The organism is Arthrobacter rhamnosi (genome assembly GCF_054510855.1).
Genome location: NZ_JBTNDT010000001.1, coordinates 438,937 through 453,471 on the forward strand (window position 1 = coordinate 438,937; position 14,535 = coordinate 453,471).

The 14,535-nt window shown below is 71.5% G+C and carries 11 protein-coding genes and 1 tRNA gene; 11 read left to right on the plus strand and 1 reads right to left on the minus strand.

Features of this window, described 5'->3' with window-relative positions:
- Positions 1-2: 2 nt before the first annotated feature.
- A complete protein-coding gene (gene argS / locus ACX80I_RS02165; protein ID WP_459343525.1) occupies positions 3-1,652 on the minus strand; it encodes an arginine--tRNA ligase in 1,650 nt (549 codons plus the stop codon).
- A gap of 225 nt (positions 1,653-1,877) precedes the next feature.
- Here argS and ACX80I_RS02170 point away from each other — a divergent pair, with 225 nt between their 5' ends.
- From ACX80I_RS02170 to hrpA, 11 genes are all read left to right on the plus strand, one after another.
- Positions 1,878-2,393, plus strand: coding sequence for an FMN-binding protein (locus tag ACX80I_RS02170; RefSeq protein WP_459343526.1), 516 nt, complete (start codon positions 1,878-1,880; stop codon positions 2,391-2,393).
- A 6-nt stretch (positions 2,394-2,399) separates the two neighbouring features.
- Positions 2,400-3,260: an FAD:protein FMN transferase gene (locus ACX80I_RS02175; protein ID WP_459343527.1), complete on the plus strand. Its 861-nt coding sequence runs from the start codon at positions 2,400-2,402 to the stop codon at positions 3,258-3,260.
- Positions 3,257-4,765 carry an FAD-dependent oxidoreductase gene (locus ACX80I_RS02180; RefSeq protein ID WP_459343528.1) on the plus strand — a complete coding sequence of 503 codons (1,509 nt, stop codon included), beginning with the start codon at positions 3,257-3,259 and terminating at the stop codon, positions 4,763-4,765. The genes ACX80I_RS02175 and ACX80I_RS02180 overlap by 4 nt, the downstream gene beginning before the upstream one ends.
- A gap of 86 nt (positions 4,766-4,851) precedes the next feature.
- A tRNA-Arg gene (locus ACX80I_RS02185) sits at positions 4,852-4,924 on the plus strand.
- A gap of 119 nt (positions 4,925-5,043) precedes the next feature.
- Complete coding sequence (locus tag ACX80I_RS02190) at positions 5,044-5,832, plus strand: DUF4129 domain-containing protein (RefSeq protein ID WP_459343529.1); 789 nt, start codon at positions 5,044-5,046, stop codon at positions 5,830-5,832.
- Positions 5,829-6,371 (plus strand): hypothetical protein, encoded by a 543-nt coding sequence (locus ACX80I_RS02195; protein WP_459343530.1) that lies wholly within the window; start codon positions 5,829-5,831, stop codon positions 6,369-6,371. The genes ACX80I_RS02190 and ACX80I_RS02195 overlap by 4 nt, the downstream gene beginning before the upstream one ends.
- Positions 6,358-7,377, plus strand: a complete 1,020-nt coding sequence (locus ACX80I_RS02200; RefSeq protein ID WP_459343531.1) for an AAA family ATPase — start codon at positions 6,358-6,360, stop codon at positions 7,375-7,377. Before ACX80I_RS02195 ends, ACX80I_RS02200 begins: the two co-directional genes overlap by 14 nt.
- Positions 7,370-8,773, plus strand: coding sequence for a DUF58 domain-containing protein (locus ACX80I_RS02205; protein WP_459343532.1), 1,404 nt, complete (start codon positions 7,370-7,372; stop codon positions 8,771-8,773). The genes ACX80I_RS02200 and ACX80I_RS02205 overlap by 8 nt, the downstream gene beginning before the upstream one ends.
- Positions 8,770-9,309, plus strand: coding sequence for a hypothetical protein (locus ACX80I_RS02210; RefSeq protein WP_459343533.1), 540 nt, complete (start codon positions 8,770-8,772; stop codon positions 9,307-9,309). The genes ACX80I_RS02205 and ACX80I_RS02210 overlap by 4 nt, the downstream gene beginning before the upstream one ends.
- Before the next feature lie 90 nt (positions 9,310-9,399).
- Positions 9,400-10,452, plus strand: a complete 1,053-nt coding sequence (locus ACX80I_RS02215; RefSeq protein WP_459343534.1) for a helix-turn-helix transcriptional regulator — start codon at positions 9,400-9,402, stop codon at positions 10,450-10,452.
- A gap of 46 nt (positions 10,453-10,498) precedes the next feature.
- Positions 10,499-14,530: an ATP-dependent RNA helicase HrpA gene (gene hrpA / locus ACX80I_RS02220; protein ID WP_459343535.1), complete on the plus strand. Its 4,032-nt coding sequence runs from the start codon at positions 10,499-10,501 to the stop codon at positions 14,528-14,530.
- Positions 14,531-14,535: the final 5 nt, after the last annotated feature.

Here is a 14,535-nt window from a genome sequence, read left to right on the forward strand (position 1 = left end):
GGCTACATCCTCTCCGGCGCGGACACGCCGAGGAGGTCCAGGCCGTTCGCCAGGACCTGCTGCGTCGCGTTGTTCAGCCACAGGCGCGAGCGGTGCACGTCCTCGACGGCGGCGTCGCCGAGCGGGGCGACGCGGCAGGCGTCGTACCAGCGGTGGTAGGTCCCCGCGATGACCTCCAGGTGGCGCGCCACCCGGTGCGGCTCGCGGAAGGTCGCGGACTGCGCGACGACGCCGGGGAACTGGCCGAGCGCCGCCAGCAGTTCACCCTCGGTGGGGTGGCTGAGCGACGCGGCGTCGAAGGTGCTGGTGTCCACGCCGGCGGACACGGCATTGCGGGCGACGGCGTGCGTCCTGGCATGGGCGTACTGCACGTAGAACACGGGGTTCTCGTTCGTGCGCCGCGTGAGCAGGTCGAGGTCGATGTCGATGTTGGAGTCGGCGGAGAACCGGGCCAGGGTGTACCGCGCGGCGTCGACGCCCACGGCGTCGACGAGGTCCTCGAGGGTCACGACCGTGCCGGCACGCTTGGACATCCGGACGGGCGCGCCGTTCTGCATGAGGTTCACCATCTGGCCGATGAGGACCTCGACGGTGTCGGGGTCGTCGCCGAGAGCCGCGGCGGCAGCCTTCAGACGCGCGACGTACCCGTGGTGGTCGGCGCCGAGCATGATGATGTTGAGGTCGAAGCCGCGCCTGCGCTTGTTGACGAAGTAGCCGATGTCACCCGCGATGTAGGCGGGCGATCCGTCCGACTTGATGACCACGCGGTCGCGGTCGTCGCCGAAGTCGGTCGACCTCAGCCACCAGGCGCCATCCTCGTAGAAGAGGTTGCCGGAGCCTTTCAGCTGCTCGAGGAGGCCCCCGACGAAGTCGTTCTGGAACAGCGAGTGCTCGTGGAAGTAGACGTCGAAGTCGACCCCGAAGTCGTGGAGCGACTTCTTGATATCGGTGAACATGAAGTCCACGCCGACCACCCGGAAGCGTTCGACCGCGTCGGCCTCGTCGAGGGACAGGATGTCCGGCTCCGCGGCGACGACGCGCTGGGCGATGTCCTCGATGTACTGACCGCCGTAGCCGTCCTCGGGAGCGGTCTGCCCGGATGCGCTCGCGAAGAGCGAGCGGGCGAACCGGTCGATCTGCGCGCCGTGGTCGTTGAAGTAGTACTCCCGCACGACGGACGCGCCCTGCGACTGGAGCACGCGCGCCAGTGCGTCTCCCACCGCCGCCCACCGGGTTCCGCCGATGTGGATGGGGCCCGTGGGATTCGCGGAGACGAACTCGAGGTTGATCTTCTGGCCTGCGAGCGCATCGCTGCCTCCGTAGGCGCGGCCCGACTCGACGATGGTGCGGGCGAGTTCTCCGGCCGCTCCGGCGTCGAGCGTGATGTTGAGGAAGCCCGGACCGGCGATGTCGACGCTCTTCACGCCATCGATTGCGGCGAGGCGGTCGCTCAGGAGCTGGGCGAAGGCCCGGGGGTTCATGCCCGCCTTCTTGCCGAGCTGGAGGGCGATGTTCGTCGCCCAGTCGCCGTGCTCCCGGTTCTTCGGTCGCTCCACCCGCACCTCGGAGGGGAGGTCGATGCTGAGGTCACCCGCCTCGACGGCGGCCTTCAGGCATGCGGAGATAGCGGCAGAGAGTTCTTCGGGAGTCACCCGTCAAGCATAGCGACACGGGCCGGGGCACCCTGATTTTCGTGACGCGGCTCAACTCGTGCTGCCGCCCGCCCGGCTCCGGGAGAAGCCGGGACCGGGCGGAACAGTCCCCGGGGCTGCCGGAAACGAAGCACCGATGGAACCCGGGACCGGCTCCGCGCGTTACTTTCAGATTCAACCATTCCTGTGCGGGGTTCCCGCACCCGATGACCCCAGGAGCACACAGTGACCAGAACAGCCCCGGCCGGCACACCCGCCTTCCCTACGCACAAGCGCGTGCTGACGGCACTCGCCGCCGTCTCGATCCTCGGTGCCGCGGGCTGTGCGGGGGCCGAGGCCGGAACGCCGGCAGGGGCCGCTGCGGATGCTCCCGCAACCACCGGGCCGAAGGAGACTGCGGCCACCGGGCCGGAGGAGACCGGAGCCGCCGCCGCCGGCGAGCAGGCCTACAGGGACGGCACCTACACCTCGACGGGTTCCTATCAATCGCCCGCAGGGCCGGAGGAAGTGGGCGTGACCCTCACGCTCGAGGCCGACGTCGTCACCGCCGTCGAGGTCGAACCGAAGCCCGACAACCCGACCACGAGGGAGTACCAGGGGCGCTTCGCGGGGGGCATCTCGGACGCCATCGTGGGGAAGAAGCTCGACGAACTCTCCGTCGACAAGGTGGCAGGATCCTCGCTGACCAGCGGAGGCTTCAACGACGCGACCGGCAAGATCAAGAGCGAAGCCCGGCTCTAGGCCGGCATGACAGGCTCCTTCAGCTTCGACGCGATCGGCACCAGCTGGCGCGTGGACTGCGCGGCGCCGCTGGCGCCGGAGCAGAGAACGGACCTGCTGCGCCTCGTGGAGGACTACGACGCGCTCTACTCCCGCTTCCGGGGCGACTCAGGAGTCACAGCGCTCGCGGCCGACGGCGGGCAGCTCGCCCTGCCGGACCACGGTGCACGGCTCGGCGGTCTCCTGCGCACGCTCCACGACCTCACCGACGGCGGTGTCTCACCCCTCGTCGGCGACCGGCTGGCGGCCTCGGGATACGACGCCGCCTACTCCTTCGCCGTGACGGCCGACCCCGCGCCGGCACGGGCGTGGGACGACGTCCTGCAGTGGACGGACCAGGGCATCACCCTGCGCGAGCCGGCCCTGCTGGACGTCGGCGCAGCGGGCAAGGGCCAGCTCGTCGATCTCCTGCTGGAAAGCCTCGTCGCCGCGGGCCACGAGGACGTGATCGTGGACGCCGGCGGGGACATGCGGCGGATCGGCTCCGGCGACATCACCGTAGCCCTCGAGCATCCCTACGATCCGTCGTCCGCCATCGGGACGGTCCGCCTGGGCTCCGGGGCGCTCTGCGCCTCCGCGTCCAACCGCAGGGTATGGGGCGACGGGCTGCACCACATCCTCGACGCCCGCACCGGCCGCTGCGTCGACACGGTGGTCGCCACGTGGGTCCTCGCGGAGGACGCCATGACCGCCGACGGACTGTGCACCGCCCTCTTCGTCACCGACCCCGCAGTGCTCGCGGAGGCCTTCACGTTCGACTACGTCATGGTGTACTCGGACGGACGCGCCCGCTACTCCACCCCCCTCGCAGGAGCCCTGTTCCGATGACCACAGCACTCGACGCCCTGCTGGGCCGCCTGACCATGTACCGGCTGACGCTGGCCCTGCTCCTGGTCCTGACCGTCGAGGCCCTCGTGCTGTCGCTGGCGGGCCTCCTCGCCTTTTCGCCGGCCGAACTCGGCGGGACCCTCCTCGCGGCGGTCGGCGGAACGATCATCGGCACGCGGCTCCTGGCCCTGATCCTGCGGCTGCGTCCGCACGGGGACTCGTCGCTCATCACGGGGCTGATCCTGTTCCTCATCATGTTCCCGTCCGGCACCACGGCCGGCCTCGGCGGCATCCTGGTGGCCGGCATCGCCGCAGGGGCCTCGAAGTTCCTGCTGGCCTTCCGGGGGCGGCACATCGTCAATCCCGCCGCGGCCGGCGCCGTCGTCGCGACCCTGCTGGGAGTGGGTGCAGCGGGGTGGTGGGTCGCCAACGCCTACATGCTGCCCGTCGTCGCCGTCGGCGCCGCCCTCCTCCTCCACCGGACGCGGAAGCTCTCCATGGCCGCAGTGTTCCTCGTCGGCGGCATCGGCATCCTGCTCGTCGGATTACTGCAGGGCGGCATGACTCCCGGCGCGGGCCTGCAGCTGGTCCTCACGTCATATCCCCTCCTGTTCCTGGTCGGCTTCATGATGACCGAGCCGCTCACCCTGCCCCCGCTCCGCTGGCAGCAGTGGCTGTTCGCCGCGATCGTCGCCACCGTCCTCGCCCTCCAGCTGTCCATCGGCCCGGTCTTCCTGGGCCCGGAGTTCGCCCTGGTCATCGGCAACGCGGGAGCCTTCCTGCTGGGCCAGCGGCGCGGCGTGCGGCTGTCCTTCGCCGGCGCACGGCAGCTCACGCCGACCAGTACGGAACTCGTCTTCGAGCCCTCGCGGCCCGTGCGGTTCCGTGCCGGCCAGTACATGGAGCTCAGCATGCCGCACCGTGACGCCGACGGCCGCGGCAGCCGCAGGGTCTTCAGCATCACGTCCGCGCCGCAGGACACCTCCGCGGTCACCTTCGGCGTGCGGACCACGGCAGCGGGCAGCTCCTTCAAGAAGGCTCTCCTCGACCTGCCCAAGGAGGCACGCATCACGGGCACCTTCGTGGGAGGGGATTTCAGCCTGCCGCGCGACCGGTCGGTACCCCTGCTGCTCGCGGCCGGGGGGATCGGCGTGACGCCGTTCATCAGCCAGCTACGGGACCTGGCCGCGCGCGGCGAGGAGCGCGACGTCGTCCTCGCCTACGTCGTCCGGAACGAGGAGGACATCGCGTTCCGGGACGAGCTGGCCGACCTGGGCACCCGCGTGGTGCTTTTCATGCCCGGCGTCGAGCCCCTGGCCCTACCCGACACCTGGACCTACAGCGGCCCGGCCCCTGACGCGGAGAACCTCCTCGCCGCCGTGCCGGATCTCAGGAGACGCAGAGTGCTCGTCTCGGGCTCACCGAAGTTCATCGGCGAGATCCGAGCGGAAGTCCGCAAGGCGGGCGTCCCGCGCGTGCGCACGGACGCCTTCCTCGGCTACTGACGGCCCGTCCGCCGCTGTGTTTTCCGCGAGAAGCACTACCTGCTAAGCTCGATGAGTCCCTTACGGATGCGGGAGTTCCCGCGTCTGCCTTCGTAGCTCAGGGGATAGAGCGTCTGCCTCCGGAGCAGAAGGTCGTAGGTTCGAATCCTATCGAGGGCACCCCGACTCACGCAGAGTCCACCGCCGTCGGCCACCAGGCCGGCGGCGGTTCTGTTTTTGGTAGGCTCCACAGCACGCGGCCCCGCGGGGCCGCACTGGCACCTACCGGCAGGGGAATCGTGGGGACGAAGGGCACGATGCGGTCGAGCCGCCGGCGCACCGTCCCGGCACTCGCCGGCCCCGTGCTCACCGTCCTCGTCCTCGTTCTCGCAGTCATCGCAGCCGGCTACATGGGACAGCTGTCGGCCGAGCCTGTAGTGGACCCCTCCGTCGCCGGACTGGAGCAGCAGGGCCCCTCCGCGACGCAGACGCCGGAGGCGCTGCCCGACGACGGCGAGCGCCTCGTCATCACCGGCGACACGGCCGCCGCCGCCCTGCTGATCCTGGTCATGATCGCGCTCGCGCTCCTGCTGCGGTTCCTGCTGCGGTTCCTGCCGCGATTCCGATCGCAGCAGCTGGACGGGTTCCCGGACCAGACGGAACTCCAGCGGCCGGGGACCTCCCTTCTGGCCGACGCCCTGCCCGCCTGGGCAGAGGCATCCCGCGCAGCACTCGCAGCCGGCACGGACACGTCCGATGCCGTGATCCGGTGCTGGCTGGACTTCGAGCGCCTGTGCGCTGCGGCGGGCGCCGGGCGCAGACCGGCCGAGACGACGACGGACTTCGCCGTCGCGGTGTCCTCGGCGCTCGCCCTTCCACCCCGGCCGCTGTCCACCCTCAACCGGCTGTACCAGCGGGCGCGCTTCGGGCAGGCGGGGCACGACCGCTCCCCCGGCCTTCCGCCGGCCGACCGTGACTTGTCCGACCGTGACTTGTCCGACCGTGAACTGGCCGCCGCCAGCATCGATGAGCTGTCGGCCGCGCTGGCGTCGCGCGGGTCGCAGCGCGGCCGGAGGACTCCCCGGTGAAGCCCTCCGCATGGGCCGTCACCGGCGTGCTGGTCGGGCTCGCGCTGGTCGCCGACTGGTTCTTCGGGCTCGATGGTCGCCACGCCGTGGCCCTCGTGGGGGCGGCGCTGGCAGCAGGAATCGCCAACGGGCTCCTCGAAGCGCTCGACGTCCTCCGGCCCACCCTGCCGGCACTGCCCGAACCTGTCCGCGGCCTCGGAGACATCCAGGCACTCGAGTTCTCGCTGTCGTCCACCGAGCCCGGCACGCGCGCGGTCCTCGACGTGCAGGCCATCGCCGCCTCGGTCGTCGCGGCACGCCCGGACACCCCGAGGAGCGCTGCACTCGACGCCTTCCTCGCGCGGGCCGAACCGTCGGCCCCGACCCACCGGGAGATCAGCGCCGTCCTCGATGAGCTCGAGCGGATGATACTGGAACCGCCGGAGACCGGACCGGCCAGCACGCCCCGATTCCCCGCCGACGCGGCAGCCGATACAGCAGGCCGGCCGCGAGCGGACGCCGCCGTATCCGCACGCCAGGAGATCCATGACCGCCCCTGATTCCACCCGTTCCACCGGACCCACCACCGGACCGGGTGCCGTCGACAGTCCCGTCGACACCGCCGCCCACCTCGGCCGGACGATCCTCGAGCGCACCGGGACCGTCGTCGTCGGCGCCCGCGCACCACTGCGCCTGGCCCTGGCAGCGGTACTGGCCGGCGGCCACGTCCTGTTCGAGGACCTCCCCGGACTCGGGAAGACCCTCGCGGCCAAGACCCTGGCCCAGGCGCTCGGGCTCGACTTCCGGCGCCTGCAGTTCACGCCCGATCTCCTGCCGTCCGATGTGACGGGATCCTCCATCTTCAATCCGGTCACGCGGGAGTTCGAGTTCCGGCCGGGACCGGTCTTCGCGGGCCTGTTCCTCGCCGACGAGATCAACAGGACGTCCCCCAAGACGCAGTCCGCCCTCCTGGAAGCCATGGCGGAGGCACAGGTCTCCGCCGAGGGCACCACGATGCCGCTGCAGCGACCCTTCCACGTGTTCGCGACCTCGAATCCCATCGAGTTCGAGGGCACGTATCCCCTGCCGGAAGCACAACTGGATCGTTTCCTGGTCCGCCTGCGCTTCGGTTATCCCGGCCCCGGCGGCGAACAGGACATCATCGCCCGCCGCATCACGCGCCGGCAGGACGAGACCAGGGTGGAGAGCGTGACGACGGCCGACGGGCTGCTGCACCTCCAGGCCGTCGTCGAGTCCGTGGGGGTGGACGACGACGTCATCGACTACGCGGTGCGGCTCACGGCCGCGACGCGCAGGCATCCCGCGGTCGAGGTCGGCGCCTCGCCCCGCGGGTCCCAGGCACTCGTGCTGCTGGGCCGCGCCCTCGCCGTACTCGACGGGCGTCCCTTCGTCCTTCCCGAAGACCTCAAGGAGGGCGCGGTCGCCGTCCTCGCGCACCGGCTCACCCTCACGCCGTCGTCCTGGGCGCAGGGGGTCGCGACGGAGTCCGTGGTGCGGGAGGTGATGGCCGAGGTGCCCACCCCGCCGACCGTGCCCCGTGGCTAGGCGCGCCGAGGCACGGTCCCCCGCCTGGGCCCTGGCCGTCATCGTCACACTGGTCTGCATCGTGGCCGGGCTCGTGTCCGGCCGTCCGGACACGGTCGCCCTCGCCACCCCGTTCGCCCTCCTCGCCCTCGCGGGACGCACCGGCCCCGAGGCCACGGGGAACCCTCCGGTGCACATCACCGCCGACCGGAGGGCCGGAGCCGGCGGCTCCCGCCTCCGGCTCGTGCTCGCCCCGCGGCCACCCGGCGGAGATGCAGCCGGGCACCGGCTGGTCGCGGTGGTCCTCGCCGCACCGGGATGCCCGCCCGACGCGCTGGTCCTGCGGGCCGACGAGGACTGTCCCCTGCTGGTGGAGGCTCCGCTCTCGGGAGAATCCGACGTCCTGTCCTACGGCGCGGCCGCCTTTCCGTCCGACCTCTCGGGCGCAGCGCCGTTCGTGGCAGCCCCGCCCGTGCGTGTCAGCATCCTCCCGCCGGTCGGGCCGGCCCTCGCGCACCCCGTGTCCCGACGCCTCGTGGGCCTTGCCGGAACGCATGCGTCGCGGCGGCCGGGAGAGGGCGGCGAGCTCAGGTCGATCGCGCCCCTGCAGCCCGGTGACCAGCTGCGACGCATCGACTGGCGTGCCACGGCGCGCCGCTCGGCGGACCAGGACCAGCTCATGGTGCGCCGCACGTTCGCCGACGCCGAGGCCTCCGTCCACCTCGTCATCGACCAGGGACACGACCTCCCGGCGTCGACCGCCGCATGGTTCACCGCCGGGCCGCAGCGGCTCGTCCCGGGATCGCTCCACGTGGCGCGCGCGGCCGCCACGACGGTAGCCGCGTCCTATCTCGCCGCCGGGGACCGTGTGGGCCTGGACGACCTCTCCGGCACCCGCAGGGCCCTGCGCTCGGCGGCCGGCGCCCGGCACCTCGAGCAGATCCGGACCCGCCTCGCGGGCACGCCGGTCGTGCCGCGGCGGCACCGGCGCCGGGACCCCGCGCCGCCCCCGGGCGCCGTCGTCGTCGTGTTCTCCGCCTTCCTCGACGCAGAACCGGCGCGACTCCTGCGCCTGTGGAACGCACAGGGCCACCTCGTCGCCGGTGTCGACTGCGTACCGCCGCTGGACCGCAACGAGTCGACGGTGGCTCAGGCGCAGGCCGTGCGGCTGACGCTCCTCCGGCGACGCCTGCTGATCGAGGACCTGCAGCGCGAGGGCATCCCCGTGTTCCGGGGAGCATCTGCGGACCCCCGGCTGGACAGACGCACCGGCCCGAGCGGAGCGTCCGAGGACTTCGGGACCGATCCCGGCACGGACCTCGCCCTGGGTCTCCGGCTGCTGGCGCGCCGCGCCAGCAGACGCACCGGCGGTTTCGGACAGGGCTCCCGGCAGGGCTCGGGCGGGGAGGTCCCGTGAGCACGCGGCGCCCGGCCGCGAGTGGGCGGGCCCTCCCCGACCGCGGCGGACTCGTACCCCTCCCGGTGGTCCGCGGAGCCACGGCCCTGATCGCCGTCCTGCTGGGCTCCGTCGTCTGGAACGGTTCCCTCTGGGTCGTCCTCCCCGTGGTGGTGGCGGCGGGCGCGGCCTTTCTCGCATCGATCGGCATGGCATCGGTGTCCCTCCTCCTCCTGGTGGTGGCCTACGCGGTCAACATGCCGGCCGGGTCGCCGTGGCTGCCCGTCTTCGTGGCGGGGCTGCACGCCGTCTTCCTCCTCTATCTGCTGCTCCTGCCGCTGCCCCTCCGCGGCTGGATCAGTGGTGCGGCGCTCCGGGCGATCGCCTGGTCCTTCCTGCGCCTCCAGGCCGTGGCGCAGCCCGTGGCCGTCCTCGCCCTGCTGGTGGACGACGCCGGGTCCAGCGTCGCCGCCGTGCTCGCCGGCGTGGGGGCGCTTGCAGCGTGGGTGCTCTGGCTCGTCGGACGGCCAGCCCCGGGGACCCCGAATCGGTCGTGAGTCCCCCACGTCCTGTCCGAGTGCCGTCTCAGCCGGAACAGGGCGGGATCGAGGACAGCTTTCGTCCGCTTCCCGTCGTACCGTGGTGGCATGATCGAGACCTCGGCCCGCCTGCTGCAGCTCCTCTCCCTCCTGCAGCTGCGGCGAGAGTGGACCGGCCCGGCCCTGGCCCAGCGCATGGACGTCACGGAACGCACCGTCCGGCGGGACATCGGGAAGCTGCGCACGCTGGGCTACCCCATCAACGCCTCCCCCGGCGTCGCCGGCGGATACCAGCTCGGCGCCGGCGCCCAGCTCCCGCCGCTCCTGCTCGACGACGACGAGGCGCTCGCCGTCGCGATCGGGCTCACGGCGGTCACGGCCAGCCCGGTCTCGGGCGTGGGCGAAGCCTCCGTCCGTGCGCTCACCAAGCTCGAACAGGTCCTGCCGCCCCGTCTCCGGCCCCGGTTCTCGGGGCTGCGGTCCGCGGTGACCCGGATGGCGGCCGCGAGCACGCCCGTCAATCCCGAGGTGCTCACCGCCCTCTCGGCAGCCATCACCGAACGGCGCTGCGTCGCGTTCCGCTACGACCGGCGCGACGGCGAATCGTCCCGGCGGGTCGTCGAACCGTACCGCCTCGTGGACACGGGCCGGCGCTGGTACCTCGTCGCCTTCGACCGCGAGCGGGAGGGCTGGCGGACGTTCCGCGTGGACAGATGCCAGAGCGTGCCCGTGGCGAGGGACCGGTTCGTGCCCCGGCCCCTGCCGGCGCCGGACCTTGCCGCCTACGTCCAGGAATCCATCACGCGGTCGCCCTTCTCCTATGACGCCGTCATCCGGTTCTCCGCGCCCCTGAGCGAGCTGGAGGCGCATGTCCCGGCAACCACGGGGACCCTCGAGGCGGACGGCGAGGAGCACACGCTGCTCCGGGCGGGCTTCGACTCCCTCGATTTCCCGCTGGCCTACCTCGCGAGCTGGGACATCGACTTCGAGGTCCTCGAGCCGGCCGCGATGCGCGAGCGCGCCCTCGTCGTCGCGGACCGCCTCCGCCGCTCCGCCCAAGGAGCAGGCCAGGACGGACCCGGACTGGCTGGGACAGGCCAGGACGGGACAGACCAGGACGGAACAGGCGCCGTCGGGAAGGCAAGCTCCAGCCGACAGTGAACGCAGGCCTGCCGGTCGACACGACGAACTAGACTGGCAGGCAACTATGGCACTGACAATCTCCTACCCCGCGGACCTTCCCGTCTCGGAACGCCGGGCAGACATCATGGCTGCCATCGCAGCGAACCAGGTCACCATCATCGCCGGCGAGACCGGCTCCGGGAAGACGACGCAGATCCCCAAGATGTGCCTCGAACTCGGCCTGGCCGACCATGGGCTGATCGGCCATACCCAGCCACGGCGGCTCGCGGCCCGCACCGTCGCCGAGCGCATCGCCGAGGAACTCCAGGTGGACCTCGGTGAGGAGGTCGGCTACCAGGTCCGCTTCACCGGATCGGTGGGCCGGAAGACGAAGATCAAGCTGATGACCGACGGCATCCTGCTCGCCGAGATCCAGCACGACCGGATGCTGCGCAAGTACAGCACCATCATCATCGACGAGGCCCACGAGCGCAGCCTCAACATCGACTTCATCCTGGGCTACCTCCGGCGCATCCTGCCCGAGCGGCCCGACCTCAAGGTCATCATCACCTCGGCAACCATCGACCCGGAGCGGTTCGCGGCCCACTTCGCCGCCGATGCCGCCATCGAGGACACCTCCCCCGCACCCATCATCGAGGTCTCCGGACGCACCTACCCCGTGGAGATCCGGTACCGTCCGCTCGACCAGCCGCCCGGCGGACTCGACGAGGGCGACGGCGGAGCGGACAGCGAGCTGGAGGAGGAACGCGACCCGCTCGACGCCGTGTGCGACGCCGTGGACGAACTCTCGCTCGAGGCCCCCGGGGACATCCTCGTGTTCTTCTCCGGCGAGCGCGAGATCCGTGACGCCGCCGACGCCCTCCGTGCCCACATCCAGTCCACGGCCCGCCTGCGCGGTACGGAGGTCCTGCCCCTGTTCGCCCGGCTCTCGCTCGAGGAACAGCACCGCGTCTTCCGCCCCACGGGCAGCCACCGCCGCATCGTGCTCGCGACGAACGTCGCCGAGACGTCCCTGACGGTCCCCGGCATCAAGTACGTGATCGACACGGGGACCGCACGGATCTCCCGCTACTCCCACCGCACCAAGGTGCAGCGCCTGCCGATCGAGCGGGTCTCGCAGGCGTCGGCGAACCAGCGGTCCGGCCGCAGCGGGCGCGTCTCGAACGGCATCGCGATCCGCCTCTACTCCGAGGAGGACTTCGCCTCGCGCAGGCCCTTCACCGAGCCCGAGATCCTGCGGACGAGCCTCGCGGCGGTCATCCTCCAGATGGCCGCGATGGGCGTCACGCGCGGCCCGAAGGACATCGCCGAGTTCCCCTTCGTGGAGCCGCCGGAGACCAAGGCCATCAACGACGGCATCGCCCTGCTGCGCGAACTGGGCGCCCTGAAGGACGACGGCAGCCTGTCCGCCGTGGGCCGCAAGCTCGCCCAGCTCCCCGTCGACCCGCGCCTCGGCCGGATGATCGTCGAGGCCGGCGGACGCGGCGCCGTCAAGGAGGTCATGGTCCTCGCCGCGGCCCTGACCATCCAGGATCCACGCGAGCGGCCCTCCGCGGACCAGCCGGCGAAGCAGCAGCAGGCCGCCGAGAAGCACAAGCGCTTCGTCGACGAGAACTCCGACTTCACCGCGTACCTGAACCTCTGGCGCTACCTGCAGGAGAAGCAGGACGAGCTCTCCTCCACCCAGTTCCGGAAGCTGTGCCGCACCGAGTTCATCAACTACCTGCGCGTACGGGAGTGGCAGGACCTCTTCCAGCAGCTGCGCCAGCTCGCGAAGCCCCTCGGCATCACCCTGCCCGCCGGGCCCGTGGACCCCGTGGGGCTGCACGAGCAGATCCACGTCAGCCTGCTCTCGGGCCTGCTCAGCCATATCGGCCTCTACGACCAGCGCAAGCGCGAGTACGCGGGGGCGCGCGGGACGCGATTCGCCGTCTTCCCCGGGTCTGCACTCTTCAAGAAGTCACCGGACTGGGTCATGGCCGCCGAGCTCGTGGAGACCTCGCGGCTGTGGGCTCGCGTCGTCGCGCGCATCGACCCGCTGTGGGCGGAGCAGGTCGCGCCGCACCTGGTGAAGCGCACCTATAGCGAGCCCCACTGGTCGAAGAAGATGGGCGCCGTGATGGCCTACGAGAAGGTCACGCTCTACGGTGTGCCGATCGTGCCGCAGCGTCGCATCAATTACGGCCGGATCGACCGCGAGGTCGCCCGTGAGCTGTTCATCCGGCATGCCCTCGTCGAAGGCGACTGGAAGACGCACCACACCTTCTTCAGCCGCAACCAGGCCCGGCTCGCCGAGGTGGAGGAACTGGAGAACCGCCTGCGACGGCGCGACCTGCGCGTGGACGACGAGGCGCTGTTCGAGTTCTACGACCAGCGGATCGGCCCCGAGGTGGTGTCCGAGCGTCACTTCGACTCCTGGTGGAAGACGGCGCGGCAGGACCGCCCCGATCTGCTCGACTTCGACCCGGAGAAGCTCCTGAGCGAGGATGCCGCGGAGCTCGACGAGGAGGCCTTCCCGAGCGTGTGGCACCAGGCAGGCTTCGAGCTGCCCCTGGCCTACGAGTTCTCGCCCCTGACCCCGGGTGCGCACGACGGCGTCACGGTGACCATCCCCGTCCTGTTCCTCAACCAGCTCGACCCGAAGCCGTTCCGCTGGCAGATCCCGGGCCAGCGCGTCGAACTCGTCACGGCCCTGATCAAGTCCCTGCCGAAACAGGTACGGAAGAACTTCGTGCCCGCTCCGGATGTCGCCCGGGCGGCGGTCGCGACCCTCGAGTCGGACTTCGACCCCGCGCAGGACGACCTCGAGGCATCCCTCGAGCTCGTCCTGCGGCGCCTGCGCGGACATGTCATCCCGCCGGGATCGTGGAACTGGTCGGCTGTCCCCCAGCACCTGCTGCTGATGTTCCGTATCGTCGATGCGGGCGGCCGGGTGCTCGACGAGTCACGCGACCTCGAGGCGCTGAAGGAATCCCTGGCACCGGCGGTGAGCCGCGCCATCGCGCAGTCCCTCGGCGCCACTCCGGGCAGCCGGCCTGCGGGCGGACCCGGGCGCGGCGGTCGTGCCGGTGGGACGGGCCCCGCCGGGCGCGACGAGGGACGTCCCGCCTCCGGGCGGGGCGGCCGCGGCGCCCCCGCCGCCGACATGCCCCGGACGGGCGGGCGCTCCGGCGCGGCCCCAGCCTCCCGCGGCGGGATCGCCGTCGCCGAGGCACCGGCCGTCGCCGAACGCACGGGAGAGAAGGCCTGGGTCTTCGGCGCCGTCGAGCGCGAGGTGTCGCGCACCGTCGCCGGCCACCGCGTCACAGGGTTCCCCGCCCTCGTCGACGAGGGCTCCTCCGTGGGCCTGAGGGTCTTCCCCACGGCGGGTGAGCAGGCGGCCGCGATGCGGGCCGGCATCATCCGGCTCCTCTCCCTGCGCATCCCGAGCCCGGCGAAGTACGTGCTCGAGCACCTGAGCAACACGGAGAAGCTCACGTTCAGCCAGAACCCGCACGGCAGCGTCGCGGAACTGATCCGGGACTGCTCCCTGGCAGCCATCGACAAGCTCGTGCCGGAGGAGCTGCCCTGGACCGAGGATGCCTTCTCCCGGTTGTACGAGGAGGTCCGCGCCGAGCTGATCGACACGGTCTTCACGGTGACGGCGACGGTCGAGACGGTGCTCTCCAGCAGCCGACGGATCCAGAAGCAGCTCAAGGGCACCACGAGCCTCGCGCTGATCACGGCCCTCAACGACATCCGGAGCCAGCTCGAGCACCTCGTCTACCCCGGCTTCGTGGCGGCGACGGGCTATGCGCAGCTCTCCCACCTGCCCCGGTACCTCAAGGCCATCGAGGTGCGGCTGGAGAAGCTGCCGACCAACGTGCAGCGCGACGGCGTCGGCATGGCCGCCGTCCAGCGGCTGGAGGACGAGTACGACGACGCCGTCGCGTCCCTCGCGGCCGGACGGCACCGCCCCGCCGCACTCACCCGCGTGCGCTGGATGATCGAGGAGCTCCGCGTCAGCCTGTTCGCGCAGGATCTGGGCACGGCCTACTCGGTGTCCGAGAAGCGGGTGCGGACAGCACTCAACGAGGCGCTCACGGCGACGCGCTGACGGGT

Excerpts from the sequence above, each read along its gene's own strand:
- ACX80I_RS02200 (WP_459343531.1), top strand. The coding sequence starts at position 6,358 with ATGACCGCCCCTGATTCCACCCGTTCCACCGGACCCACCACCGGACCG.
- ACX80I_RS02175 (WP_459343527.1), top strand. The coding sequence starts at position 2,400 with ATGACAGGCTCCTTCAGCTTCGACGCGATCGGCACCAGCTGGCGCGTG.
- ACX80I_RS02180 (WP_459343528.1), top strand. The coding sequence starts at position 3,257 with ATGACCACAGCACTCGACGCCCTGCTGGGCCGCCTGACCATGTACCGG.
- ACX80I_RS02215 (WP_459343534.1), top strand. The coding sequence starts at position 9,400 with ATGATCGAGACCTCGGCCCGCCTGCTGCAGCTCCTCTCCCTCCTGCAG.
- hrpA (WP_459343535.1), top strand. The coding sequence starts at position 10,499 with ATGGCACTGACAATCTCCTACCCCGCGGACCTTCCCGTCTCGGAACGC.